Source organism: Streptomyces sp. NPDC001508, assembly GCF_040298665.1.
GTDB lineage: Bacteria > Actinomycetota > Actinomycetes > Streptomycetales > Streptomycetaceae > Streptomyces.
Genome location: NZ_JBEPAP010000084.1, coordinates 3414 through 29657, shown reverse-complemented (window position 1 = coordinate 29657; position 26244 = coordinate 3414). Strand labels below are relative to the sequence as shown.

The window sequence follows — 26244 nt, the reverse complement described above, 5'->3', positions numbered from 1 at the left end:
GGACGAGTGGATGCCGCGCACCGGTGGGCCCGAACATGAGCAGGTGTGGCACTCTGACCCGGTGATGGGGTCGGCTGGGCCAGCTTCGGGGGCTTTCCACGATGAGCGTTGAGGGGCGGGACGAGTCGCGTGGTGCCGGGGGCACGGAGCCGGAGGGGCTGACCGCGCCGCAGGTGCCGAGCCAGGGCGGCCGGGCGGACGGCCCGCCGTCCGGGCCCGTCGGCCCGGTGGACGGTGGGGTACCGGCACAGCGCGAGGGCAGCGACCCGCCGCCGCGCGAGCTGCCGCCGGCCGACGGCGAACTCATCGCGCGGATGCGCTCGGGTGACGACAGCGCCTACGAGGAGCTGTATCGCAGGCACGCCGACGCGGTGCGCCGCTACGCCCGCACCTGCTGCCGCGACGCGCACACCGCGGAAGACCTGACCGCGGAGGTCTTCGCCCGCATGCTGCAGGCGGTGCGCGGCGGCTCGGGGCCCGAACACGCCGTACGCGCTTATCTGCTCACCTCCGTCCGGCGGGTCGCCGCGCACTGGACGAACTCCGCCCGGCGTGAGCAACTGGTCGACGACTTCGCGGTGTTCGCGGCCCAGGCGGCGCGGACCTCCGAGGTGTCCGGCGACGGCACCGTGGACCTCGGCGCCGATGTGCGGGCGATGCACGAGGCCGAGCAGTCCATGGCCATGCAGGCGTTCCGCTCGCTGCCCGAGCGGTGGCAGGCCGTGCTGTGGCACACCGAGGTGGAGGACGAGTCGCCGAGCGACGTCGCCACCCTGTTCGGGCTGGACGCCAACGGCACGCGCGTGCTCGCGAGCCGCGCCCGTGAAGGCCTCAAGCAGGCCTACCTCCAGGCCCATGTCAGCGCCGCTCTCGCCGACGACGAGAAGTGCGCCCGCTACGCCGACCAGCTCGGCACCTACGCCCGGCGCAAGCTGCGCCTGCGCGCCGAGCGTGGGCTGCGCAAGCATCTGGAGGAGTGCGCCAAGTGCCGGCTGGCCGCCGCGCAGATCGAGGAGGTGGCCGCCGGCATCCCCGCCGTCGTCCCGGTCGCGGTCATCGGCTGGTTCGGCGCCGCCGGGTACGCCAAGGCGCTCGGGCTCATCGCCGGTGGCGCCGGGGTGGGTGCGGCGGGCACGGCCGCGGCGGCGGGCGGTGGCTCGTCGGGCGGTGGCTCGGGCAGTGCCGCGGGCGGTGGCTCGTCGGGCGGTGGCTCGGGCAGTGCCGCGGGCGGTGGCTCGGCGGTCTCGAAGGGGGTGAGCGGGCCGATCAAGGCCGGTATCGCGGCGGGTGTGGTGGCGGTCGCCGTCGCCGTGGTGGCGCTCGCCCTGGTGAACGACAGCGAGCCGGCCAAGGACGTGGCCAAGCCGTCGGCATCGCCGTCCCTGTCGGCGTCGGGGCCGGAGCCGCCGACGCCCGTCCCGGCCCCGCCCGGGGACAAGCCCGCGCCGAACGACCCGGTCTCCGGTCTCCGGCCGACCCCGGCCCCGACGCCGACGTCGCCCGATGGGTCCGCCCCGAGGCCCACCTCGTCGCCGACGCCGAAGCCGAACCCCGCACCGGCCCAGACCCCGCGGCCCACGCGCACCGCCGAACCGACGCCGACCTCCGCCCCGACGCCGCCCCGTACCTCGTCACCGACGCCGACGCCGACCTCCGCGCCCGCTCCGCCGCCCGCGTCGACGGTCTACCGGTTGAGCAAGCTGCGCTACGACATCACCGGCGACGGCACCGAACCGGAGATGCGGCTGGCCGGGAGCAGCTGGGTGTGGCAGCGGTCCGGCTTGTCCATCGACCACCGCTGGTACACGCAGGGCGTCACCGTGCACGGCAGGTCCTCCGTCACCATCGACCTCAACCGCGCGTGCTCGGCCTTCGTCGCGACGGCCGGCGTGGACGACCTGACCCTGGGCCTCGGCAAGGTCTACTTCTCCGTGTACGCCGACGGCGTGCGGCTGTGGAAGTCCGGGGCGGTCAAGGGCAGTGCCCCGGCCGTCCCCGTGCATGTGAACCTGACCGGGCGCGAGACCGTGCGGCTGGTGGTCGAGCCGCACAACGGCGCCTTGGACGGCCTGGCGCTGGCGGACTGGGCGGACTCCAAGTTCACCTGCCAGTAGGGGCGGGCGGCCCCGTGACGGTGCTCCCCGCCCGGAGCTGCTCCAGGACGTCGTCCACGGTCAGGGACGCGCCGCGGGCGCGCTCGGCAGCGCAGCGGCCCGGAGACAGACCCGCCAGGGCGGCGGACTCGATCCGCTCGGCGCGGGTGCGCTCCGGCACGGGGCGGGGACGGCCCGCCCGCCAGTGGTCGCCGGCGGCGAGCAGCCGGACCGCGCCCGGCAGATCACCGAGGGCGGCCACCAGTTGTGCCCCGATGTCCGCGAGGCCCGCCGTGACCGTCTCGGCGCACCCCTGGGCCGCGGCCTCCCGCAGTGCGTCGGCCACGAGCGGCAGCGCGCGCCCAGGACCCCACTCCCGCGCGGTGACCAGAACGTCGAGCGCGCTCAGCGCCGCCGTGAACTGCGGCGGCGGGGTGCCGCGGACCGCCGCTGCGCGGGCCGCGTCGCACAGCCGGCGGGCGCGGGCGATGTCGTCGTCGTCCAGTGCGATGTGCGCCCGCTGCATGAGAGCGAACGCCCGCGCGTCCGCCACCCCGTACCGTTCGGCGCTCTCCTCGGCCTCGTCCAGGGCGGCCAGGGCGCGCGCCCGGTCGCCGGAGCGGTAGGCGACCTCGGCGAGCCGGGACACGAGGAAGGGCGACTCGGCCCAGGCGCCCACCTCGTGGGCGAGCCGCAGCGCCTCCTCGTACTCGCTTCTGGCCTCCTCGAACCGGCCCCGGGCCATGGCCGCCTCCCCGGCCACGCCGCACACCTGGGCACGTATCCAGCGGTCGCCCACGCGACGGCTGAGGACCCGCAGCTCCGCCAGGTCGTCATCGACGCCGCGCAGGTTTCCGGGCGAGTCGACGACCATGTGGGTGCGGAGCATCAGGGCGACGCCCAGCTCCCAGTCGCCGCCGTACGCACGGCAGTTGGCCACCACCGCGTCCATCGTGGGGCGCGCGTCGGCCGGGGCGTCCGCGTAGGACGCGGTCAGCGGCCACGCGAGGCCCGGCATCCGGGCCGCCCTGGGACCGCCGTGCCGGAAGGCGTCCCGCACCCGGGCGACGTAGGCGGGGGTCCGGTCGTCCGCGGCGAGGTCCGGGGCACCGGACTCGGAGACCAGGAACAGGTACATCATCCGCAGGTCCATGCGCAGGGTGTGCCGCGGATGCCGGGCCGCCGCGTCGGGGTCGGCGAGGAAGGCGCCCACCGGGTCGGCGCGCTCGACCAGCAGGGGCAGTCCGGCGGCCGGGGCGCCGTCGGTGACGGCGTCCAGGGCGACCCCCAGCCGCAGTACCAGCCGCAGCCACTGCGCCCCCTCCAGGCGGTGGTTGCGCAGCCACCAGAACCAGCCGACGGCGAGGGCGATCGCCCCGGCGTCGTCCTCGTGGCCGTCGCGCACCGCGCGCCCGAGCGCCGCGCGGATGTTGTCGTGCTCGCTCTCCAGACGGTCGATCCACGGGAGTTGCCCCGCCGAGCGCAGCAGCGGCTCGGCCCGCTCGACCAGTGCGCGCACCCACGCGCGGTGCCGCCGTTCGACCGCCGCGCGCCGCTCGGGGGACTCGGCCGCGCGCTCGGCCGCGTACTCGTGGATGGTCTCCAGCATGCGGTACCGCATGGGGCCGGTGCCGTCCCGGCCGGTGGGGGCTGCCACGATCAGGGACTTGTCGACGAGCGCCCCGACCAGGTCGGCGGCGGGGCCCGTGCACACGGCCTCGGCCGCCGCGAGGTCCCAGCCGCCGGCGAACACCGACACCTCGCGCAGCGTCGTACGCTCCCGCTCGTCCAGCAGATCCCAGGACCAGTCCACGACGGCGCGCAGGGTCTGCTGGCGAGGCAGGGCCGTGCGGCTTCCGGAGGTGAGCAGGCGGAAGCGGTCGTCGAGGCGGTCGGCGATCTGCCGGGGCGTCAGCAGCCGCAGCCGGGCGGCGGCCAGCTCGATGGCGAGGGGCAGGCCGTCGAGGCGCCGGCAGATCTCGCCGACCGCTTCCTCGTCCCGGAGCGCGTCGGCCGCGTCGGGACGGACCGCGGTCGCGCGCTCCGCGAAGAGGCGGCGCGCCTGCTCGGGGGCGAGGGGCTCGACCGGGCGCACCGACTCACCGGGGACACCCAGGGGTTCACGGCTGGTGGCGAGGATCGTGAGTCCCGGGCAGTGGGTGAGCAGCGTCTCGGCGAGGGCGGCGACCGCGCCGATGACATGTTCGCAGTTGTCAAGGATCAGGAGTTCGCTGCGCGGGGCGCAGTACTCGACGAGCAGGGCCACAGGGTCGCCCTGCGGGGCCGCCAGCTCGTTGGTCATGAGCACGGTCTCGCGCAGACCGAGCGCGCTGACCACCGCGCCTGGCACCGCCTCCGGCCGGTCGAGCGGGGCCAGCTCGACCAGCCATGCCTGCGGAAGCCCGGCGGCGGCTTCCTCGGCGAGACGGGTCTTTCCCGAGCCGCCCGGTCCGGTGAGGGTGACGAGGCGGGCCCTGTGCAATTCGAAACGAACGGCATCCAGTTCGGGTTCCCGGCCGACGAAGGAATTCAGGCGGGGGCGGATGTTGCCGACGCGCTCGGGTGGTTGGGGCAGGGCGGCGGTGGACGCGGGCCGGGCCGGGGCATCCTCGGGGGTGTTCTGGGTCAGCAACGTTTGGTGCAGCTCGCGGAGTTCCCGGCCCGGGTCGGTGCCGAGGCCGTCGGCGAGGGTGCGGCGGGCCGTCTCGTACGCGGCGAGGGCGTCGGCGCCGCGGCCGGTGTCGCGCAGGGCGCGGACCAGCAGTGCGTGCAGGGACTCGTCGTACGGGTGGGTCGCGGTCAGCTCGCGCAGTTCGGGTACGACGTCGTGGGCGCGGCCGAGCCGCAGTGCCGCCTCGGCCCGGGTCCTGACCGCTTCCCGGTGGCGGGCCTCGGCACGGGTCGCGGCGGTGCGGTCGGGAAGGTCGGCGAGGGCGGGGCCGCGCCAGAGGGCGAGGGCCTCGGTGAGGGCGCGCTCCGCGGCGGCCGGGTCGCCCGATTCCAGGGCGGTGGTGCCGTCGCGCACCAGGCGTTCGAAGACGAAGAGGTCGATGTCGTCGCGGGTGGCTTCGAGGCGGTAGCCGCCCGGGACCGCGGCGACGGTGGCCCTGCCGAGGGCGCGGCGTAGGCGGCCGACGAGGGCCTGGAGCGCGGCCGGGGCGTCCTGCGGTGGGCCGTCCGCCCAGACGTCGGCGATCAGGGTCTCGGAGGTGGCGGTACGGCCGGGGCGCAGGGCGAGCGCGGTGAGAAGCGCGCGGAGGCGGGGGCCGCCGACGGGGACGGCGACGCCCGCCTCGTCCGTCGCTTGGGCCACGCCCAGAATTCCGTACCGCACCGAGCCATTGTCACCGGGTCCCACCGCGGCGGCACGGGAGTTTCACCGACGCCGACGGGCGGTGCCGCGCGGCACCGGGATTCCGGAACGGTACGGCGACCGGTACGCGGGCCGGGGCGGACCCGCGCCCCTCCGACCCCGGAACCCACCGCGCGCATGAACCCAGCCGCGAGCCGCACCGACACGCGCGACTTCCCGGCCGGTGCGCCGGTACGCACGCGTGCGGCGGAACCGGTGCCGGCGCCCACTCCCCCGGCGGAATCGAGGCCCGCGCCCACGCACTCCGCAGGATCCGAGGCCCGCGCCCACGCACCAGGCAAGAAACTGTGCCGGTGTCACCCGCCTGGAGCCGGGGTAGCGGCCACTCACCCGGTACGAACCGGTGTCGGTGTTGTCCGGACAGAACCGGGGGCGCGCCCACGCGCTCGGCAGGAAACAGTGCCGGTATTGCCCGGCTGGGACCGGGGTCGCGCCCGCGCACCCGGTACGAACCGGTGTCGGTCTTGCCCGGACAGAACCGGGGGCGCGCCCACTCACCCGGCAAGAAACGGTGCCGTGTCACGCTGCTGGGAACGGGTCGCGGTCATCCGGCGTGGGGATGGGGTGGCCGGGGGTCAGCCGCCGGAGGCCAGGGCTCCTCTTCTGGGGGCTATGCCGGAGGGGACGGCGCGGGCGCGGGCGGGGGTGCCGCTCCAGCAGGTGCCGCGGCGGGCCAGCAGGCGGCGCAGCCACAGTTCCAGGGAGACCAGGTCGGCGAGGCCGTCCAGCGGCAGTGGTTCGCCTGCCGCGGCCCCGCGCAGTGCCTTGCGGACCACCCGGGCCTCGATCAGGCCGGCCTCCGCGAGCAGCGGGGTCGTGAACAGGGAGATCAGCGAGTCGGCGGCGACGCGCAGGCCGGTGCGGGTCGCGGCGGATGCGGAAGCATGGGAGGGGGCGCCCCAGCCGGGCGGGAGTCCGGTGACGCCGGCGCCCTCCAGGACCGTACGGAGGATCTCGGCGCGGGCGCCGGGCTGGACGCGCAGGGCCTCGGGGAGGGCGCGGCAGGCGCGCACGACCTGGTTGTCGAGGAACGGCGCGTGCAGGCGCTGGGAGCGGACCTCGGCGGCCTGTTCCAGGACGCGCAGATCGGCGGCATGCCGGGCGAGAGCGGCACGCGCGCGGTAGTCGCCGGGACGCTGCCCGGGGCCCACTCCGGAGCGGTTCGCCGCCCCCTGAAGCAGAACCGATACTTCAGCCAGTGCCTCCCCGGTCAGCCAGCGCGCCGCCGGCCCCGGTCTGGCCCAGGTGAGCGCGGCCAGGGACGCGCCGACCGCCCCTCCGGGGTCCTCGAAACGGCGGCGCAGCAGACGGTCGGCGAGCGTCTCCAGGCCGGCCCGGTACGGCGTCCGTGCCAGCCGCCGTGCCGCGCCGTACACGCGCGCGGGGACCAGCACCGAGCCGTCCGCCTTGGCCAGCGCGGCGACCGGGCGCACCAGGTGGCGCCGCTTGCGGTCCATGAGCAGGTCCGCGAGGCGCGCCGGGTGCGCATCGAGGACCTGCCGGGCGCCGTAGCCGGTGAAGTGGTCGGCACTGCCCGCGGCCAGGCGCACGCGGTGGCGGGCCGCCGAGATCAGGGACGGCCCCGGTTCGTCGGTGAGCGGGCCGTCCAGGTCGGCGTACGGGAGCAGTTCCTCCCCGCCGGTCACCACCACGTGGTGCAGGCGCGGGTTGGCCGCGAGCGTCCCGGCCCGTTCCAGTTCGGCCTCCCGGCCGCCGACGGCGAGGTCGTTGAAGGTGACGGCCAGCAGGCGCTCGCCCGCGCCCGTGCCGTGACCCAGGAGCGTGCCGGGCCTGCCCGGGAGGCCGGCCGCCAGCAGCGCGAGGGTGCCCGAGGCGGGGCCGCCGGACAGGTCGGCGCCGATGCCCGGTACGGGCATCCCGCGCGCGGCGCGCCGTTCGGCGGGCCCCATGCCGGGCACCGGGCCGGGGTCGAGGTCGATGCCGGGTACGTGCCGGGGCGCGGCGAGGCGGGTGCGTACGGCCTCCACGAGCGCGTCGCGCACGGCGTCCACGGCGCTGTCCGGGTCGGCGGTGGGCGCCGCCACCGCGAGGGAGGCGACCGGCTCGTACCCGGCGATCTCGCGCGCACCGGCGCGCAGGATCAGCGCATGCCCCGGCGGAACGCGTCGCACGCCCTCGTACGGGGTCGAGTCGTGCAGCGCCGCCGGTACGTCGGGGGCGGCGAGCAGGGCGGCGAGGTGGCCGAAGTCGAGGTTGGCCTCGATGAGGTCGGCAAGGGGCAGGGCGGCGGTGGCGTAGGCGGTACCGCCCGCCCAGGGGGTGTGGAAGACCGGGCGGGCGCCCGCCAGATCGCCGCAGACGGTGATGCGCCGGCCGACCTGGACGACGGCGGTGTAGCTGCCCGGCCACGCGGTCAGATGGCGCAGTGCGCCCCCGCGCGCGGTGAACAGACCGAGCCGCAGTTCTTCGTCGGAGGCTCCGCAGGTGCCCAGGACGGCGATGCGGTTCTGCGCGTCGACCTTCACCACGCGCACCTCGTCGGGCCGCCAGTCGCCGACCGCCCACAGCGGATCGGGGTCGCCCCACAGGAGCTGGGAACCGATCGGGTGCACGGTCTCGCCGTCGTATCCGGTGGCGCCGGCGGAGCCGGGACCGACGGCAGCCGCCGCGGTGCTGCTCCACCCCACCAACCACCGCATCGCCGCCTCCACAGACTGTGGACAACCAGTGCACCGTACGAACCGGTTCCCCATGCTGCCATGAACAACGCGGCCCGGAGGGATGGTGGCACCGCCTTCGATCGGGGGAACGCGACCACGCGCGCGTGCCTGTGACGAGGCGAACCCCTCTACGGCGCAAGGAGGTTGCGATGCGAATGCGCCCCCAAACGCTCCCCAAAAAACGCCCTTCGCGCCCTCAACTCCCATGGTGGGAGGGGTAATCACCTGCGGGAGACAGGATCGATTTCCGGCCAATTCGCTGGAGCGGGGACAGGCGCGCACACGCTCCGTACAGGCCCTGCGCAACGCAACGGGCGGCACGGCGAAGCGTACGGTCCGGGAGGCGGGCATCGCCCCCCGGACCGGTCCGCCACCCGCGGGGATGTAGGTGGCGGTGTCCCCCAGCCCACTGGATCCAGTACAGCGGGCCGACCCACGCACCGCCCATGGAACCGCTCCCCAGGTGGCCGGAGAAGAGCGCACGGACGGGCGCACGGCCACACGGCGGGGGCACGACGCGGCACGCCGTGCACGGTGCGTACAGGGCCCGCACTCCCGTACGGGACCACAATCCCGCCATCCGGAACAATGCCCCTTAACGCTTGGGATGCGGCGAACTACGCTGGGTTTACGAATGCCGCGTGGTTATGCCAGCGCGACAGCCGTCTGTGTCGAGGGGTGGCGCATGTCCAGGGAGCAACGCGGGCCGAACGAAAAGCTCGGCGCCGTTCTCGCCCTCGCGGGAATCAGCAACGCAGGACTCGCGCGACGCGTCAACGACCTTGGCGCCCAACGCGGGTTGACTCTTCGCTACGACAAGACGTCGGTGGCGCGCTGGGTGTCGAAGGGGATGGTGCCGCAAGGAGCCGCCCCGCACCTCATCGCGGCCGCCATCGGCCAGAAGCTCGGCCGTCCGGTGCCGCTCCACGAGATCGGCCTGGCGGACGCGGATCCCGCCCCCGAAGTGGGCCTCGCCTTCCCCAGAGACGTGGCCCAGGCGGTGAAGTCGGCGACGGAGCTGTACCGTCTCGACCTCGCCGGGCGCCGGGCCGGCTCCGGCGGCATCTGGCAGTCGCTGGCCGGGTCCTTCGCGGTCAGCGCCTACGCGACGCCCGCCTCACGCTGGCTGATAACCCCCGCCGACAGCTCGGTGGCGCGTGAGGCGAACCCGTCCGAGGGCTCCGGGGCACCGATCAAAGTCGGCCACAGCGATGTGCAGAAACTGCGGGAGGCCGCCGAGGACGCCAGGCGCTGGGACTCCAAGTACGGAGGCGGCGACTGGCGTTCGTCCATGGTGCCCGAGTGCTTAAGGGTGGAGGCGGCGCCGCTGCTGCTCGGCTCGTACTCCGACGAGGTCGGCCGCGCCCTGTTCGGCGCCTCCGCCGAACTGACCCGGCTCGCGGGCTGGATGGCGTTCGACACCGGGCAACAGGAGGCCGCGCAGCGCTACTACATCCAGGCACTCCGGCTCGCGCGCGCGGCGGCCGACGTCCCCCTCGGGGGATACGTGCTGGCCTCCATGTCCCTCCAGGCGACCTACCGGGGCTTCGGCGACGAGGGCGTCGACCTCGCCCAGGCCGCCCTGGAGCGCAACCGGGGCCTGGCCACCGCCCGCACCATGAGCTTCTTCCGTCTGATCGAGGCACGCGCGCATGCGCGCGCCGGTGACGCGCAGGCCGCCGGCGCGGCCCTGAAGGCCGCCGAGGGCTGGCTGGAGCGGTCCCGGGAGGGCGACAACGACCCGTCCTGGCTCGGCTTCTACTCCTACGACCGGTTCGCCGCCGATGCCGCCGAGTGCTACCGCGATCTGAAGGCACCGCGCCAGGTCCGCCGCTTCACCGAGCAGGCGCTGTCGAAGCCGACGGAGGAGTTCGTGCGCTCGCACGGCCTCAGGCTCGTCGTCTCCGCGGTCGCCGAACTGGAATCGGGCAATCTGGACGCGGCGTGCGAGCAGGGGGTGCGGGCGGTCGAGGTCGCCGGGCGGATCTCGTCCGCGCGGACGACGGAGTACGTGAAGGATCTGTTGCACCGCCTGGAGCCGTACGGGGACGAGCCACGGGTCGTCGAACTGCGGGAGAGGGCTCGGCCGTTGCTGATGGCCCCCGCGTAGGGAGCGCCGGAGCGCCGTACCGGGGTGGTGTCCGGACCGGGGTGGTGTCCGGGCCGCCCGCCCGTGAGCGGTGCCCACGCGGTTGCCCGGGGCCGTCAGGTCTGCTGTCCGACCTGCGTTTGAAGTCATTGTCAGTGGCGCAGTGCACTATCGGAAGCGGGAGGTGGTGCGGGTGCGGGCGGGAAGCGCGTACGACTGCGACGTGCTGGTGATCGGCGGCGGCATCGTCGGTCTGTCGACGGCGTATGCGATCACGCGTGCCGCGCCGGGCACCCGGGTGACGGTGCTGGAGAAGGAGGCGGGACCGGCCCGGCACCAGACGGGCCGCAACAGCGGGGTCATCCACAGCGGGATCTACTACCGCCCCGGCTCGCTCAAGGCGCGGTACGCGGTGCGGGGCGCGGCCGAGCTGGTGAAGTTCTGCGCGGAGTACGGCATCGCCCACGCCGTCACCGGCAAGCTGATCGTCGCCACGGAGCGGGCCGAGCTGCCCCGGCTGCACGCGCTGGTGCAGCGCGGCCGGGAGAACGGTATCCCGGTGCGGGAGCTGGGACCCGCGCAGATCACGGAGTACGAGCCGGAGGTGCGGGGGCTCGCGGCCATACACGTCGGGACGACGGGGGTGTGCGACTTCGTCGGGGTCGCCCGGCAGCTGGCCCGGGCGTCCGGGGCGGAGATCCGGTACGGGGCGCGGGTCGTGCGGGTGGACCGCCGCCCGGAGCGCGGGGTCGCGGTCCTCACGGCCGCCGGGAGCGTCGTTCGGGGGCGGGTGCTGGTGAACTGCGCCGGGCTGCACTGCGACGAGGTGGCGCGGCTGACCGGGGACGAGCCCGGGATGCGGATCGTGCCGTTCCGGGGGGAGTACTACGAGCTGGCGCGGCCCGAGCTGGTGCGCGGTCTGGTGTATCCGGTGCCGAATCCGGCGTTCCCGTTCCTCGGGGTGCATCTCACCCGCGGGATCGACTCCGGCGTCCACATCGGCCCCAACGCGGTCCCGGCGCTGGCCCGGGAGGGGTACGGCTGGGGGACCGTACGGCCGCGCGAGGTGGCCGGGACGGTGGCCTGGCCCGGCACCTGGCACATGGCCCGCAGACACTGGCGGTACGGGGCCGGGGAGTTCCACCGCTCGGTGTCGAAGCGGGCGTTCGCCACGGAGGTGCGCAGACTGCTGCCGGCCGTGACACGGGACGACCTGGTGCGGGCCGCCGCGGGGGTGCGGGCGCAGGCACTGCTGCGGGACGGGACGCTGGTGGACGACTTCCTGCTCCGCGAGGGGCCGCGGGCGATCCATGTGCTGAACGCGCCCTCGCCCGCGGCCACCGCCTGCCTGCCGATCGGAAGAGAGGTGGCCCGCAGGGCGCTGACCGCGCTCGACGCACCGTGAAAACCGAGCCGCCGCCCTCCACCAGCCGGAACAACAGCCGACCGACCGGAAACCCCCCTGGCCCACCAGAACACCCGACCAGGAAGCCCCGAGGACAACCGGAAAGCCGCCGTGGCCACCGGGAGGGCCCCGGGCCGGGAAAGCCCCGCGGCGGGGCCGACCGGGAAGGCACCGCACGGCCAGGACGGAACGGGGTGGCCGAGACGGCCCCGGGGCGACCAGGCCGACCCCGGGACGACCGGGAAAGCGCCGGATAACCGGGACGGTGCCAGACGGCCAGGACAGTGCCGGGGGCGGCCAGGGCGGGTCCGGGACGACCGGAGGATCGGGCGACCGGGGGCGGATCGAGCCGCGGCAGGGCGGGATCGAGCCGCGGCCAGGACGGTGCCGGACGACCGGACGGCGGCTGGGGGGCGAGGCAGGCGGCGGACGGGCCCGGGACGACCGGACGGACCGGCGGGGGCGGCCGGGAAAGCCTCGGGGCGACCGGGGCGGACCAGGCGGCGGACGGGAAGGCGGCTGGACGGGCCGAGCGCGGCGAGGCGGGCCGGGAGGGCCGGGGCGGGACCGGACTGCCGGGCGGGGCTGCCGGGGCGGGCCCGGGAGGACCGGGGTGGGGCCGGGCTGCCGGGGCGGGACCGGACTGCCGGGGGGCTGCCGGGGCGGGGTGTTGTGGCTGGGGTGGGGTGTTGTGGCTGGGGGTGGGTGGTGGGGTGGGTGCATGGTTCTGTCGGCTGGTGTGTGAGGCGGTGTGCTCATCGGGGCGCGGTTCGGTCGGCGCGGCACCACATAAAATCGACTCACTGTGGCTGACTCCGTGAACACCCCCGAAACCCCCGGCGCCCACCCGGCCACCCCGGGCGAGCTGCCGCGCCCGCACGCCCCGGGCGTCTCCATCCGGCACACCCGGGCCAAGGGTGAGCCGCGGTTCCCGGACGGCCCCCAGGCCGACCCCGCCGGATCGCACTTCGAGCGGCGGATCCGGAGCTTCCAGCCGCGCCGCAGCCGGGTGACCACGGGGCAGGCGGACGCGTTGCAGCGGCTGTGGCCCAAGTGGGGCCTGGACATCGACGGCGGGCGGATCGTCGACCTGGAGGAGCTGTTCGGCAACGAACGGCCCGTGGTGCTGGAGATCGGGTTCGGAATGGGCGAGGCCACCGCTCAGATGGCCGCCGCGGACCCCGAGGTCAACATCCTCGCCGTCGATGTGCACACCCCGGGACAGGGCAACCTGCTCAATCTCGCCGACCGGACGGGGCTGTCCAACATCCGGGTGGCGAACGGGGACGCCATCATCCTGCTCCGCGAGATGCTGCGCCCCGACTCGCTCGACGGACTGCGCGTCTACTTCCCCGACCCCTGGCCCAAGAAGCGGCACCACAAGCGCCGCCTGATCCAGCCGGAGTTCCTCACGCTGGCCGCCTCCCGGCTCAGGCCCGGTGCGCTCGTGCACTGCGCGACGGACTGGGAGCCGTACGCCGGGCAGATGCTCGACGTGCTGACCGCGCACCCGGATTTCGAGAACACCCGGCCGGACGGCGGTTTCGCGCCACGTCCCGGGTTCCGGCCGCTGACCCGTTTCGAGGCGCAGGGACTGGACAAGGGTCATGTCGTGAACGATCTGCTCTTCCGCCGCGTACCGCACCGGGGGCAGCAGCGAGTAGGGCGATGACAGCGGTTCCCCCACCGGATTCGTCGTCAGGTGATCGTTAGGGTCGATGCCGTGGCCACCTCCTCCCCGTACCCGCCGTACCCCGCCGACGCCGGTGACCGTGCGTTCCGGGCCGTGCGCTGGTGGCAGCGCGGATGGGTGCGCTGCACAGCGCTGATCCTCCTGCTCGCGGTCTCCGGGCTGGTCATCCTGGCGCTGGTACGCGAGCAGACCGGCACGGAGGGGTTCCTGGTCGGCCTGGGGCTCGCCGTGCTGCCGGTGCCGCTGCTCCTGGCCGCCTTCCGGTGGCTCGACCGGGTCGAGCCCGGACCCTGGCGCAACCTGCTGTTCGCGTTCGCCTGGGGGGCGTGCGCTGCCGCGCTGATAGCCATCGTCGCCAACAGCTTCGCCACGCGATGGATAGCCACGACGACGGCGGATCCGACCAGCGCTGACACCCTCGGCGCGACGGTCATAGCGCCCGTCGTCGAGGAGACCGCCAAGGCCGCGGCCGTCCTGCTGGTCTTCCTCTTCCGCAGGCGGGACTTCACCGGGATCGTCGACGGGGTGGTGATAGCGGGGGTCACCGCCACCGGGTTCGCCTTCACCGAGAACATCCTCTACCTCGGTACGGCCTTCGGCACGGACCAGCTCACCGGCGACCGCGGCATCGCCTCCGTCACCGCCGCCACCTTCTTCGTGCGCGTCATCATGTCCCCGTTCGCGCACCCCCTCTTCACCGTCCTGACCGGCATCGGCTTCGGTATCGCCGCGCGCGCCGCGGACCGCGGGCCCGCGCGGCGGGTCCTGCTGCCGCTGTGCGGGCTGCTGCTGGCGATGGGCATGCACGCGTTCTGGAACGGTTCGTCCACCTTCGGCGATTACGGGTTCTTCGCCGTGTACGGGGTGTTCATGGTGCCGGCGTTCGGGCTGCTGACCTGGCTGGCGATCTGGACCCGGCAGCGCGAGCTGCGGACCGTGCGGGAGGAACTGCCGGCGTATGTGTTCGCGGGCTGGCTGGGACCCGCCGAGCCGTTCGCGCTGGGCTCGATGGGGGCGCGGCGGCTGGCCCGGGACTACGCCGGCCACCACCTCGGCAAGCAGGCGGCGCGGGCGGTGGCCCAGTACGAGGCGTACGCGACATCCCTGGCGTTCCTGCGGCAGCGCGGCCGGCGGGGGCGGGCCGGCGCGGACTTCGTCGTACGGGAGCGGGAGTTGCTGGCCGAGCTGTGGCAGCGGCGGGAGGTGGCCCGGCCGGCCCTGGAGTACGCGGCACGGTCGAACGCGTCGGCGTGGCCGGGTCCCGGCGCCCCGACGCCGTACGGCTACTCGCGGCTGCCCCATGCCCATCCGACGGCGCCGTACCCGACGTACAACCCTTACCGGTCATAGCCCTGGACGCCACGCTGAGCCGCCGACTTTGCCCCGGCCTCGGCGAGAGTCCCCGCCGCGCGACGGCGGGGACCGTAGGGACACACGAGGGGCGGCGGCCCCGGCGAGAGGCGGAAGGGCCCTGAGGAACGACCGGGGGCGCACGCCATGAACCCCGAGCGCCCCGGGACGCACAGCCATGGGGCGCGGGGAACTGCGCGAGAACTCACGACGCTCCCCCAGCCGATCGACAACCTCCCCTCAGGCGGACCGCATTCGCCAGGTCAGGACGAAGCCCGGGTGAGGCGGTCGGTTTCCTCTTCCGTCAGGGTGAGGTCGGCCGCGGCGAGCAGGGCCGGGAGCTGGTCCACGGTCCGGGCCGAGGCGATCGGGGCGACCACCGTCGGCTGGGCCGCGAGCCACGCCAGCGCCACGCTGGGCACGGCGACACCGTGGGCGGCGGCGATCTCGTCCAGGGCCGTGAGGACCTTCTGGCCGCGCTCGCTCTGCAGGTGCTTGGCCGCGCCCTTGGCCCGCACGCTGTCGACGGTCGTACCGGGGCGGTACTTGCCCGTGAGGAAGCCGGCCGCCAGGGAGTAGTACGGGAGGGCGGCGAGTCCGGCGCGGGCGGCGACGTCCTGGAGCGGGCCCTCGTAGGTGTCGCGCGAGACCAGGTTGTAGTGCGGCTGGAGCGCCACGTACCGGGCGAGGCCCTCGCGGTCGGAGAAGTCCAGGGACGCCTGGAGCCGCTCCGCGCTGATGTTGGACGCGGCGATGTACCGCACCTTGCCGACCCGCACCAGCTCGTCGAGCGCGCCGATGATCTCCTCGACCGGCACGTCCGGCTTGTCGAAGTGCGTGTAGTAGAGGTCGATGTGGTCGGTGTCGAGCCGGCGCAGCGAGGCGTCCGCCGCGGCCTTGATGTTGGCGGCGGACAGTCCCGGGTGGTCGGGGTGCTGGCTGACCTTGGTGGCGATCAGCACGTCCGAACGGTTGCCGCGCGCCTTGACCCACCTGCCGATGATCGTCTCGGACTCGCCGCCCTTGTTGCCCTCGACCCACGCGGAGTAGGAGTCGGCGGTGTCGATGAGGTTGCCGCCGGCGGCCGTGTAGGCGTCGAGGACGGCGAAGGACGTCGGCTCGTCGGCGCTCCAGCCGAAGACGTTGCCGCCGAGGGCGAGCGGGAAGACCTCAAGATCGGAGGAACCGAGTTTGTGAAGGGAAGTCATACTCGCGTTCAACGCGCCCACCGGAACCCGCGATTCCATCATCGTGCGCAAAGACCGTGTAAACACCGGACCGGCAGCCCTGACGTCGGGGGGATGGGCGCCAGGACCGCCGGGGAACGGGGGGTGTGCGGGGAGATGCCGGGTGGGTCAGGGGGTGAGGCCCTTGCTGCGCAGCCAGGCCATCGGGTCGATGCCGCTGGACTGGCCGCCGGGGTGCACCTCCAGGTGGAGGTGGGGTCCGGTGACATTGCCCGTGGCGCCCACGCGGCCGATGACGTCCCCGGTGTTGACCTTCTGCCCGACGCTGACGCTGATCGACGACTGGTGGCAGAACCACAGCTCGGTGCCGTCGTCCAGGGTGAGGATCGTGCGGTAGCCGTAGGAGCCGGCCCAGCCCGCCTCGGTGATCGTGCCGGTGTGCACGGCCTTGATCAGCGTGCCCGTGGGGGCGGCGAAGTCGAGGCCGGTGTGGTAGCCGGAGGACCACATGGAGCCGGCCTGGCCGAAGGTGCTGGTAATCGTGTACGAGGAGGTCGGCAGGCTGTACTGCCTGGCCAGCGCGGCCAGCCGCGCCTCCTCGGCCTTCTTCTTGGCGGCGGCCTCCGCCTTCTCCTTGGCGGCGGCGGCCCGGGCCGCGGCCTCCTTCTCCGCCTTGGCCGCCGCGTCGGCGGCCTCCTGGTCGGCGGCGGACACGGCCGCGGCGACGGCCTTGGTCTCGGCCTGGCCCTGCTGCTGCTCGGCCTGGGCCATGATGCGGTTGCGCAGCGCCTCGCCGGCGTCGGTGGTGCCCTCGGCGCTGTCGGCCTCGGTCACGCCGACGCTGCTCAGGGCGGTCGCGGAGCCCTTGGTGGCCTCGGTGCCCGCGCCGTCGCCGTCGCCGAGCAGGGAACCGACGGAGGGCAGGTCGGGCATGGAGATGGACACCGGCGGCTTGCCGGTGTTGGCGCTGGCCATGCCGCCCGCGCCGACGGCGGCTATGACGCCGACGCCGAGGACCGTGGAGCTGCGGGCGAGTCCGCCGCCGCGCTGTCTGGCGACGCGATGCCGGCCGCGGAGCGGGCGGATGGAGTCCTCGGTGGGGTTCCACTCCTCCCAAGGGCCCTCGTCGGTGCGGTAGTTGCCATAGCCGAAGGTCTCGGTGCCGTACTGGCTCGGCGCGAACGGGGCTTCTGGGGCGGGCCGGTTGGACGCCACTCGGGCGTACTCCTTTCCTTCCTCCGCCTACCGGGTTAGCTGACGGGTTCGGAGCAGGAAGGTCTCCTACGCGCGTATACCGGCCGTGTCTCCACGGCGGTGTCCGCGTGATTCACCCCAAGGTGGTGGTTCCCCGGTTCCCTTGCGGGATTCGGCGCGTGAGCACGGAGCCGCCTCTTGTGACGACTGGGACAACCGCGCTGCGTTATCGAACGTTAATAGACCCGGCGGGCAGATTCCAAGCCGTTCAGCTTGATCATTAACGCTTTCCGGCATGGACTTACCACTCAGGACCTGCGAAAATCGGGCAAGTTGACCACGCGCGCTCGGAAACTCGGGCAACCCACGGGACTTGACGGTGTTTCAGTTGTTATGCGGAGGGCAGTCGTCCGATCACCGCTCGTGACCGTGAGCGAGCCGCGTCACCGTGGGCGGAAAACACTCAGGGCCGGAATCCATGTACTGGATTCCGGCCCTGAGCCTTCGTAGCGGGGACAGGATTTGAACCTGCGACCTCTGGGTTATGAGCCCAGCGAGCTACCGAGCTGCTCCACCCCGCGTCGGTGTTCCACCAGTGTACGCCATGAACAGGAGGGCGAGCACACGGATAACCTCCGGGCCCTTCCCGGGGGCCGCCCGGCGGTCGGCGGCCTCTTTCCCCGGGCCGGGCGGGCGCGGCCCTCAGTCGAGCAGATGGCGGTTCGGCTCCCTGGCCGCGGTCTCGTACTCGGGCAGGACGACGACGTCGACGCCCGCGGCCGTCAGCAGCCCGCTTCCGTCGGCCGCCGCGACGAACGTGTCCGGCTCCCGCCAGGCCGTGACCACCCGGCGCACCCCCGCGTCCAGGATCAGCCGAGCGCAGGGCGCGGGCCGCGAGGCCCGCCGGGCGCACGGCTCAAGGCTGCTGTAGACCGTGGCCCCGGCCAGCCGTGGATCCGCCGGGTCGGTCTTGGCGAGTGCGGCCTCCTCCGCGTGGACCACCGGGTCGCCCGCCTCCCGGGAGAATCCGCGTGCCAGCTCCGTCCCGTCCGCGGCCACCACGACCGCGCCCACGCTGAACGCCGTGCGCGAGGGCGGGCACCGCGCCGCCAGTTCGCAGGCGATCCGCAGCCAGTGCCGGTCCGCGGCGACGGCCGCCGGACCGCTCCCTGGGGCGGTCGGCTCGTACCGCATCAAAACCACGTCCTCGATCCGCCGGGTCTCCAGCAGCCGCAGCCGCCCGCGCTGGTACTCCCCCGGCCCGAACAGCCGGGGCGCCCCCGGGTCCCCGACGAGCAACGGGGCGACGACGAGCTGGAGTTCGTCGGCGAGACCCTGCCGGAGCAGTTGCGTGTGGACGCTCCCGCCGCCCTCGACCATCAGGCGCCGCACCCCACGCGCCGTGTACAGGTGGGACAGGAGGGCCGGCCAGTCGAGGCGGGGGCCCAGCGGGACGACATCGGCGGCGATACCGGCCCGCCGCGCCCGCTCGGCGCCCTCGTCCGTCGCGTAGAGGACCTTCTCGCCGCCGGTGTGCCAGAACCACGCGTCCGGGTCCAGGTCGCCCGAGCCGCTGACGGCGACCTTGAGCGGGTACTCCGGCCGGCCGGCGGCGAGCCGGGCCGTGCGCCGCTCGGGCGCGTTGACCAGCAGCCGCGGGTTGTCGGCGCGGATGGTGCCCGCGCCGATCAGGATCGCGTCGACGGACGCCCGCACCGCGTCGACCCGGTCGAAGTCGGCCGGGCCGGACAGAAGCAGCCGCTCGGGGCCGGTGTCGTCCAGACAGCCGTCGAGGGAGACGGCGGCGGACAGCAGGACGTACGGGAAGGGCATCGGCGTACTCCATCGTGGAGACGAACGGACGGGGGCCAGGCGGGGCCGCTTTTACGGCGGGCATGGATGGGACGGGCTTGGTTCGGCGGGGCTGGTTGCGGCGACTCCGGGTCGGGGAGCCCGTTGCGGCGGCTCCGGCTCGGACGGGGCCGGTTTGAGGCGGACATGGGTTGGACGGGCTTAGTCGGGCGGGGCCGGTCGGGGAGGCTCCGGGTCAGGCGGGGCCGTCTTGAGGCGGACATAGATGGGACGGGCTGGGGTCGGGCGGGGCCCGTTGCTGAGGCTCCGGGTCGGAGGGCCGGCTGCGGCGGCTCCGGCTCGGGGGGCCGGTTTGAGGCGGACATGGGTTGGACGGGCTTAGTCGGGCGGGGCCGGTTACTGAGGCTCCGGGTCGGGTGGGCTTGGTTCAAGTTTGAAGCAAACTTACACTGGCGGCATGACGACCCGCTGGCTCACCCCCGAGGAGCAGCGCGCCTGGCGCGCGTACGTCGCGGCCTCCCTGCTGCTGGAAGACGCGATCGACCGGCAGCTCCAGCAGGACGCCGGCATGCCGCACCTGTACTACTCCATCCTGGCCAACCTCTCCGAGGCACCGGAGCACCGGCTGCGGATGACCGACCTGGCCGAGCGTTCGAAGATCACCCGCAGCCGGCTGACGTACGCGGTGACCCGGCTGGAGAAGGACGGCCTGATCCGGCGCGAGGGGTGCCCGTCGGACCGGCGCGGCAGCATCGCCGCGCTGACGGAGGCGGGGACGGCGGCCCTGGAGCGCACGGCACCCGGGCACGTCGAGACGGTGCGCGCCGCCGTCTTCGACCACCTCAGCGAGGAGCAGGTGGCGCAGCTGGAGGAGATCTGCACGACGATCGCGCGGGCACTGCAAGGAAACGGGGCGCGCCCCACGCCCGAGGACCTGCCGTGGCGGCGCCGGTCGACGCCCTCCTGTTCCTGAGCGCGCTGCCCGGCCGCCGGCGCAAGTCCGATTTCCCGTTGCTTCAAAATTAAAGCATGGAGTAGGCTCCCAGCCGTAGTTTCTGCTTCAAAACTGAAGCAGGTGCAGCCCTTCGGACCCGGAGACCCGCATGCCCGACACCCCCGTCGCCACACCGCGCGCCCGCGTCCGGGTACCGCTGCGCTTCCACGACGGATACGCCGTCGACGCCGACCTCGTCACCTTCCACGGCCTCGCGGACGGCCGGGAGCACCTCGCCATCGTCCTCGGCGACCCCGGCCCCGTCCCGCTGGTCCGGCTGCACTCGGAGTGCCTGACCGGCGACGTCTTCGGCTCGGCCCGCTGCGACTGCGGCCCCCAGCTGCGCGAGGCGGTCGAGCGCATCGCCGACCGCGGCGGTGTCCTGCTCTACCTCCGTCAGGAGGGCCGCGGCATCGGCCTCTACAACAAGCTCGACGCGTACGCCCTACAGGACGAGGGCCTGGACACCTACGAGGCCAACGCCGCGCTCGGCCTGCCCGAGGACGCCCGGGACTACACTCCCGCCGCCCAGATGCTGCGCGCCCTCGGCATCGAGGAGCTGGACCTGCTGTCCAACAACCCCGACAAGGCGGAACAGTTGCGGACGCTGGGCGTCGGCGTCCGCGAGCGGGTGCCGACCGGTGTGTTCCGCACCGCCCACAACGTCCGCTATCTGCGGGCGAAGGTGCTGCAGACCCAGCACACGCTGCCGCTGGGCGAGCTGACGGAGCGAAACGTCGGCTGACCCGGCGCCGCCGCCCCGACTTCGCGAACCTGCCCCGCCGCCCCAGCCCCCTCGGTCACCGCCCTAACGGCAGACCCAGCCCCGCGATCACCGCCGTAACGGCCGACCCGGCCCCGCAGTCACCGCCCGGCCATCACCGCCCCGCAGTCACGGCGTCACGGCCGGGGCGGCGGGCCGGGAGCAGTGACGCGGGCAGCAGGGCCAGGGCGAGCAGGCCCGCCGCGACGGCGTACGCGACGCGGAATCCCGCCGGGCCCGGTTCCGGGCCGGTGGCCCCCAGCACCACCGTGAGCAGCGCCGTCCCCACGGACGCCCACAGCTGCGCGTTGATGCTCAGCGCCGTGCTCGCCGAGGCCACTCGGTCCTTCGGCAGGTCGCGGGTCGCCGTGGTCATCGTCGGCATCAGCACCATGCCGACGCCGACGCCCATCACCGTGGCCGCGCCGACCACCCGCCAGGGCGCCACGCCGTCCTCGCCGACCTGGAGTGCCGCCAGCGCCATGCCGAGCGCGCCCACCGCCGCCCCCGCACCGATCAGGCCCCGGGGAGATACCCGGTCGACGAGCCGGGACGCCACCTGCATCGTCGTACCGACCGCGAGCCCGACCGGCGCGCCCAGCAGTCCGGCGGCCGTCGCGGTGGCGCCCCGCTGCTGCTGCCAGTACAGCGGCCCGAGCAGCATGGAGCCGAAGTAGCCGCAGGTGAACAGGGCGAGGGTGACGATGCCCGCGGCGAAGGTACGGTCGCGCAGCAGCCGCAGGTCCAGCAGCGGCCCCCGGGCGGTCAGCGCCCGGCGCACGAAGACGGCGATCAGCAGCACGCCGGCGAGGGCGGGGACGAGCGTACCGGGCGCGCCGAACTCGCCGCGCTCACCGCCGCGCGCGAGCCCGAACAGCAGCAGGGCCAGGCCCGGGGCGAGCATCAGCAGCCCGGGCACGTCCAGGGCGGGCGCCATCGCCCGGCGGGACGCGTCGGCCGGCAGCAGCTTGGCGGCGAGCGCCAGGGCGAGCGCGCCGACGGGCAGGTTGATGAGGAAGATCCAGTGCCAGGACGCGATGTCGATCAGCCGGCCGCCGAGCACCGGACCGGCCACAGGACCGACCAGCACCGGCAGCCCGAGCAGGGCCATCGCCCGCCCCAGCCGGCCGCGGTCCGCGACCCGCATCACCATCGCCATGCCGACCGGCATCAGCAGCCCGCCCCCCAGCCCCTGCACCGCGCGGAAGGCGATCAGGCTGCCCGCGTTCCAGGCGCAGGCCGCGAGCAGCGAGCCGAACGTGAACAGCACGAGGGCGGTCAGGTAGGTGCGCCGGGCGCCGATGCGGTCCATGGCCCAGGCGGCGGTCGGGATGACCGCGGCAAGTGCCAGGGTGTACGCGGTGGCCGTCCGCTGGATCGTCTCCAGTGGGGCGCCGAACGACTCCGAGAGGCTGCGCATCGCCACGTTGACGATGGTCATGTCGAGCACCGACATCACGGACCCGGTGATCACGACGGCGAGGATGCGGTGCAGCCCGGTGGCGTCGAACGCGTCGGCGCCTGCCGCCCTGGCGGGCGCGGCACCGGCCTTCGCGGCGGTCATGCCGGGCCCGCCCTCAGCCCGCGTACGGCCGGTCCGCGCGGGCCGTCCGCAACGCCCGCCCCCACCAGGCGAGTTGACCGAGCATGCCCTTGGCGGCGCCCGCGCACACGGCCGCGTCGCGCGGCGCGCCGTCCTCGCCGAGGCCCGACCACGGCCCGTGCAGGCTGACCGAGTCGCGCATCGTCACGGCGTGCAACTCGGCGAAGACCAACCGCAGTTGCTCGACCGCGCGCAGACCGCCGCCGAGACCGCCGTACGACACGAAGCCGACCGGCTTGGCCTGCCACTGCGCGTGGTGCCAGTCGATGAAGTTCTTCAGCGCGGCCGGGAAGCTGTGGTTGTACTCGGGGGTGACGACGACGAAGGCGTCGGCGCCGGCCAGGCGCGGTGAGACGTCCGCCAGGGCGGCGACGGCCTCCTCGCTCGGCGTACCGCCCCAGCCGGGCATGACCAGCGGCAGGCGTACGTCGGCGAGGTCGACGACGTCGAGTTCGAACCCGGCGTCCGCGGCGGCAACGCCGGTGAACCAGTCGGCGACGGCCCGGCCCTGACGTCCCTCGCGGACGCTGCCGACGAGCACGGCGAGGCGGAGCGGCGGGTCGTCGGCGGCGGGCTGCAGGGCGGCGGCGGGCTGCAGGGCGGCGGCGGGCGCGGCTTCGGTTGCGGACGTGGGCATGGGTGTCCCCCTTTTCATGGCCGGCCGGTGACCTGCGTGGCCGACCGGTGGCCCGATACGGACCTCGTTCCGGTAAGGTACAACGAGCGTTGTAAAACTACAACGCTCGTTGTACTTCGGTGGGCGCGCGCCGTCCGCCGTACCGCACATCCACCCCGAGGAGGCGCGCGTGGGCAGCAGCAACGAGGCCCGGATGGCACAGGCGCGGCGCGAGGTCCCGCCGCGGCGGCTGGCGAAGCAGGTCGCCATCGCGAGCGCGTCCTGCACGGTCTTCGGACGCGAGGGCTACACCCGCGCCTCCATCGACGCGCTCGCGGCGGCCGCCGGGGTCTCCACGCGGACGCTCTACAACCACTTCCCCGGCGGCAAGGCGGCGCTGTTCCGCACGGTCGTCACCTGGACCTCCACCGAGGTACGGGACGCCCAACTCCGCTGCCTCGAACCCCTGTTGAACCCGGAGCGCCCGCCACGCCCGGCGGACCTGGAACCCGACCTGGTGGCCCTGGCCCGCGGCTTCGTCGACCTGATGACCGAGTACCCCAACCACTTCGCCCTGGTCCGCCACATCCACGCCGAGGCCGACCATGTGCCCCCCGAGGTCCTGGCGGCCTGGCAGGAGGCGGGCCCGGTACCGGTCGGCCGCGCCCTGGCCGACGCGATGACCGCACTCGCCGAGGCGGGACTGATCGACGTACACGGAGACGCGGAGCTGGCGGGCGCGCACTTCATGGCCCTGATCTCACACGCCGTCGTCCAGCTCTCCCACTACGGCGTACGCCCCCTGCCCCCCCAGCAGACGGACCGGCTGATCAGGGGCGGCGTGAACGCGTTCCTGCGAGCGTACGCGGCAAGTTGACGGCACCGCTCACGCCGGCGCACGCGGGGAGTTAGCGCCGAGCCTGCACCCACGGCCAGCGGTGTCCCCTCGTGATGACGGGAGCTGCGGTCGTCGACGAGCGCAATCGCGTCCTGTGCCTGCGGCACGAGGGAGGCTACGCCCTCGCGGAGACGGAACCCGAGGACGCGGACGGCTGCCTCACCGACGCGGCCCGCGCCTACTGGCTGAGGCGGCCGGCATCCGCGACGTATGGACGCAGCCCGGCGCCGAGGGGCCTTTCCTGATCGACGTGACCAGGCCGGGACAGCACAGAGACGGACCCCGCCTCCGGGTCGGCATCCGTTACCTTTTCCGCGCCCACTCGTGCGCCGTATTCCCGTCAATGGTCGACATGGGTGCAGCGGCCTGGGTGCCCCTCACCGCGATAGGCATCCCGTCAGTCCGCCGTGGTGTCGCGCCACCTGATCGGAATCCGATGAGTTCCCCCTGCCATTTACCGGTCAGGCGGAAGGCCCCGAGCCGACTGATCCACCCGCAGTTGTAGCGGGCGGCCCAATTCCGGCCTGCGAGGCCATTTCCTGCTGGTGCAGATCGCCAGCCGTTCATGGACGTACCGGTCCATCGCGACGTACTCCGCGCAGAGTTTCCCTTACGGAAATACCCGGTCCATCCCGGGAGCACGGGGTTGAGTTCGGCCACCACGGCAGCGCGCCGGCCGCTCGGTCCGAGGGCGCGAGGTAGCCGCGCGGGCCTTGTCCCGCAGTACCTGCAACGCCCGTTGCGAGGGTCACCGGTACAGGTAGAACCTGCCCCACCGTTTCCACGACTCCACTTTCCGGTGGTGGAAGCCGAGGAACTCGAAGCCCTGCCCACCTCGGGTGAGGCAGGTGATGCCGGACTTTTCGAGGGGCAGTCACATCCCGAGCCCTCCCAGCAATCTCGCCGCCAACTGCTGGGCCTGCTCGGCCCGTTGGCTGGTCGGCGACAGGACCATGAAGTCATCGCGGTACCTCACCAGCACCCCAGCCGGCGGCCCTCGTCCTGCCATGCCTCATCGAGGACGTGCAGAGCGATATTCGCCGGCAGCGGGGAGACCGGTGAGCCCTGCGGGGTTCTGGCCCCGGCCGGGGAGGTCACCCCGCCCTCCAGGACTCCCATCCGCAGCCAGGCCCGGATCAGCTTCAGCATCGACCGGTCCACCGCGCGCCTCGTCGGCTGAACGACGAGTGCGTCGTGCCCGATTGTCCCGGAACAGTCCCGGATATCGGCCTCGAACACCCACTCCTGACCGCGGTTGACGCGTACACACCACCCCGAGTATGTTTCGCCGAACTAGCGCCCAACCCCCCACCCCCAATCGGATTACGCGCTAGCTAATTGTGGCGGGAGCCAGGAGCCTCGCGAGGGATATCTGCCTTTGCTGAACGCGCTCACAGGCTGCCCCGCCACAGATCCCCTCCACACAATTGCAGGAGACATCACATGTCGCTGCGCTCACGAACGAGCCGCAGAGCACGCTTAGTCCTGGCCTCGGCGGTCGCCGGTGGCATCGCCCTGACGGGTATCACGGCCCTCGGCGCCGCCCCGGCCACAGCCGTCACAGCCACCAAGGTCAGCGCCGAGGGGAGCAGGCAGGCGGCGCCCATCACCCGCGCCAAGGCCCTGCTGCGCGCGGCCAGCTGGCTCACCGCCAACAACGGTTCCCAGGTGCCCTACAGCCAGGCCAGGAACTGGCGCGACGGCTACCGCCAGGACTGCTCCGGCTTCGTCTCCATGGCCCTCGGGCTGAAAGGTTCTCCCAACACCGTGGGGTTGGCGAGCGATCGGAGCCTCACCAGGCGGATCACCGTCGACGAACTGCGGGCCGGCGATCTTCTGATCGACGCCCAAGGCAACAACAACACGCGCCACGTGGTGATGTTCGATCGCTGGACGGACGAAACGCACACCGCGTACTGGGCGTACGAGCAGCGCGGCCATCACGGGACCGACCACCGTGTACTCAAGTACGGGCTGAACCGCGGCAGTGAGTACAAGCCGTACCGCGCGGTGAACATCAGAGACTCCGGGACCACTCCGACCACCCCGTCGAAGGGCCCGAACGCGTCCCGGCCGGAGTTGAAGCTCGGCAGCATGGGCGCCAGTGTCAAGACCCTCCAGAAACTGCTCAACGCCGTCCTGGGGAGCAAGCTCGAGGTCGACGGCGAATTCGGCCCCGACACCGAGGCGGCCGTGAAGAACTTCCAGCGGGCCCGTGGGTTGACGGTCGACGGCGAGGTGGGCCCGCAAACCTGGCGCGCGCTGGTCGGCAAGCAGCCGACAGGCAGCGGCGGGGCTCCGGGCAAGGCTCCGGCTCCGGCTCCGGGCAAGGGATCAGGCTCCGGTTCGGCTCCGGCCCCGGGCAAGGGATCAGGCACCGGCACCGCCCCGACCCCAGGCAAGGGATCAGGCACCGGCACCGCCCCGACCCCAGGCAAGGGATCAGGCACCGGCACCGCCCCGACCCCAGGCAAGGGATCAGGCACCGGCACC

18 protein-coding genes, 1 tRNA gene, 1 pseudogene and 1 riboswitch are annotated in these 26244 nt (G+C 73.6%); of the genes and pseudogenes, 10 read left to right on the top strand and 10 right to left on the bottom strand.

All coding sequences use genetic code 11. From position 1 onward, the window contains the following. Positions 1 to 101: 101 nt before the first annotated feature. Positions 102 to 2114 (top strand): sigma-70 family RNA polymerase sigma factor, encoded by a 2013-nt coding sequence (locus tag ABT245_RS41560; protein WP_351745027.1) that lies wholly within the window; start codon positions 102 to 104, stop codon positions 2112 to 2114. On the opposite strand, the gene ABT245_RS41555 is transcribed toward ABT245_RS41560, so the two are convergent. Together ABT245_RS41555 and ABT245_RS41550 are read right to left on the bottom strand one after the other, a co-directional pair. Beyond that, positions 2101 to 5427, bottom strand: a complete 3327-nt coding sequence (locus ABT245_RS41555; protein WP_351745024.1) for an ATP-binding protein — start codon at positions 5425 to 5427, stop codon at positions 2101 to 2103. The genes ABT245_RS41560 and ABT245_RS41555 overlap by 14 nt on opposite strands. 614 nt (positions 5428 to 6041) lie before the next feature. Beyond that, entirely contained in the window at positions 6042 to 8126 is a 2085-nt protein-coding gene (locus tag ABT245_RS41550) for an asparagine synthase-related protein (protein ID WP_351745022.1), read from the bottom strand. Between the two features lie 706 nt (positions 8127 to 8832). Here ABT245_RS41550 and ABT245_RS41545 point away from each other — a divergent pair. The 4 genes from ABT245_RS41545 to ABT245_RS41530 all read left to right on the top strand — a co-directional run bounded on the left by ABT245_RS41545 (position 8833) and on the right by ABT245_RS41530 (position 14684). Then, on the top strand, positions 8833 to 10257 hold the full coding sequence (locus tag ABT245_RS41545) for an NsdA family TPR-like regulatory protein (protein WP_351745019.1): 1425 nt from the start codon (positions 8833 to 8835) through the stop codon (positions 10255 to 10257). Positions 10258 to 10420: 163 nt separating this feature from the next. Next, positions 10421 to 11641 carry an L-2-hydroxyglutarate dehydrogenase gene (gene lhgD, locus ABT245_RS41540; protein WP_351745040.1) on the top strand — a complete coding sequence of 407 codons (1221 nt, stop codon included), beginning with the start codon at positions 10421 to 10423 and terminating at the stop codon, positions 11639 to 11641. Positions 11642 to 12446: 805 nt separating this feature from the next. Next, positions 12447 to 13313: a tRNA (guanosine(46)-N7)-methyltransferase TrmB gene (gene trmB / locus ABT245_RS41535; RefSeq protein ID WP_351745016.1), complete on the top strand. Its 867-nt coding sequence runs from the start codon at positions 12447 to 12449 to the stop codon at positions 13311 to 13313. Positions 13314 to 13364: 51 nt separating this feature from the next. Beyond that, on the top strand, positions 13365 to 14684 hold the full coding sequence (locus ABT245_RS41530; protein ID WP_351745013.1) for a PrsW family intramembrane metalloprotease: 1320 nt from the start codon (positions 13365 to 13367) through the stop codon (positions 14682 to 14684). A gap of 263 nt (positions 14685 to 14947) precedes the next feature. Here ABT245_RS41530 and ABT245_RS41525 read toward each other — a convergent pair whose 3' ends face one another. From ABT245_RS41525 to ABT245_RS41510, 4 genes are all read right to left on the bottom strand, one after another. Next, on the bottom strand, positions 14948 to 15892 hold the full coding sequence (locus tag ABT245_RS41525) for an aldo/keto reductase (RefSeq protein ID WP_351745011.1): 945 nt from the start codon (positions 15890 to 15892) through the stop codon (positions 14948 to 14950). 147 nt (positions 15893 to 16039) lie between these two features. Next, positions 16040 to 17086: a M23 family metallopeptidase gene (locus ABT245_RS41520; RefSeq protein WP_351745008.1), complete on the bottom strand. Its 1047-nt coding sequence runs from the start codon at positions 17084 to 17086 to the stop codon at positions 16040 to 16042. A gap of 9 nt (positions 17087 to 17095) precedes the next feature. Continuing rightward, positions 17096 to 17253, bottom strand: a riboswitch (cyclic di-AMP (ydaO/yuaA leader). 319 nt (positions 17254 to 17572) lie between these two features. After that, a tRNA-Met gene (locus tag ABT245_RS41515) sits at positions 17573 to 17646 on the bottom strand. Between the two features lie 121 nt (positions 17647 to 17767). Further along, positions 17768 to 18898 (bottom strand): dihydrofolate reductase family protein, encoded by a 1131-nt coding sequence (locus ABT245_RS41510; protein WP_351745006.1) that lies wholly within the window; start codon positions 18896 to 18898, stop codon positions 17768 to 17770. A gap of 436 nt (positions 18899 to 19334) precedes the next feature. Between ABT245_RS41510 and ABT245_RS41505 the strand changes: the two genes are divergently transcribed. Together ABT245_RS41505 and ABT245_RS41500 are read left to right on the top strand one after the other, a co-directional pair. Next, on the top strand, positions 19335 to 19850 hold the full coding sequence (locus ABT245_RS41505) for a MarR family winged helix-turn-helix transcriptional regulator (RefSeq protein WP_351745003.1): 516 nt from the start codon (positions 19335 to 19337) through the stop codon (positions 19848 to 19850). Between the two features lie 130 nt (positions 19851 to 19980). Next, the gene (locus ABT245_RS41500) at positions 19981 to 20616 is read left to right on the top strand and encodes a GTP cyclohydrolase II (protein WP_351745000.1); all 636 of its coding nucleotides are present in this window, start codon (positions 19981 to 19983) and stop codon (positions 20614 to 20616) included. Between the two features lie 133 nt (positions 20617 to 20749). On the opposite strand, the gene ABT245_RS41495 is transcribed toward ABT245_RS41500, so the two are convergent. Both ABT245_RS41495 and ABT245_RS41490 read right to left on the bottom strand, forming a co-directional pair. Beyond that, positions 20750 to 22198 (bottom strand): DHA2 family efflux MFS transporter permease subunit, encoded by a 1449-nt coding sequence (locus tag ABT245_RS41495; protein WP_351744997.1) that lies wholly within the window; start codon positions 22196 to 22198, stop codon positions 20750 to 20752. Between the two features lie 13 nt (positions 22199 to 22211). Then, entirely contained in the window at positions 22212 to 22874 is a 663-nt protein-coding gene (locus ABT245_RS41490; protein WP_351744995.1) for an NADPH-dependent FMN reductase, read from the bottom strand. Between the two features lie 169 nt (positions 22875 to 23043). Here ABT245_RS41490 and ABT245_RS41485 point away from each other — a divergent pair, with 169 nt between their 5' ends. Both ABT245_RS41485 and ABT245_RS41480 read left to right on the top strand, forming a co-directional pair. Then, the gene (locus ABT245_RS41485; RefSeq protein ID WP_351744992.1) at positions 23044 to 23730 is read left to right on the top strand and encodes a TetR/AcrR family transcriptional regulator; all 687 of its coding nucleotides are present in this window, start codon (positions 23044 to 23046) and stop codon (positions 23728 to 23730) included. A 74-nt stretch (positions 23731 to 23804) separates the two neighbouring features. After that, entirely contained in the window at positions 23805 to 23996 is a 192-nt protein-coding gene (locus tag ABT245_RS41480) for a hypothetical protein (protein ID WP_351744989.1), read from the top strand. Between the two features lie 58 nt (positions 23997 to 24054). Here the strand turns inward: ABT245_RS41480 and ABT245_RS41475 are convergent, their stop codons facing one another. Together ABT245_RS41475 and ABT245_RS41470 are read right to left on the bottom strand one after the other, a co-directional pair. After that, positions 24055 to 24714, bottom strand: coding sequence for a group II intron maturase-specific domain-containing protein (locus ABT245_RS41475; protein WP_351744986.1), 660 nt, complete (start codon positions 24712 to 24714; stop codon positions 24055 to 24057). 9 nt (positions 24715 to 24723) lie between these two features. Beyond that, positions 24724 to 25002: pseudogene (locus ABT245_RS41470) on the bottom strand (reverse transcriptase domain-containing protein); the annotation flags it as partial. 192 nt (positions 25003 to 25194) lie between these two features. On the opposite strand from ABT245_RS41470, the gene ABT245_RS41465 reads away from it, so the two are divergent. Continuing rightward, on the top strand, positions 25195 to 26244 hold a 1050-nt coding region (locus tag ABT245_RS41465; protein ID WP_351744983.1), incomplete at its 3' end, for a peptidoglycan-binding protein.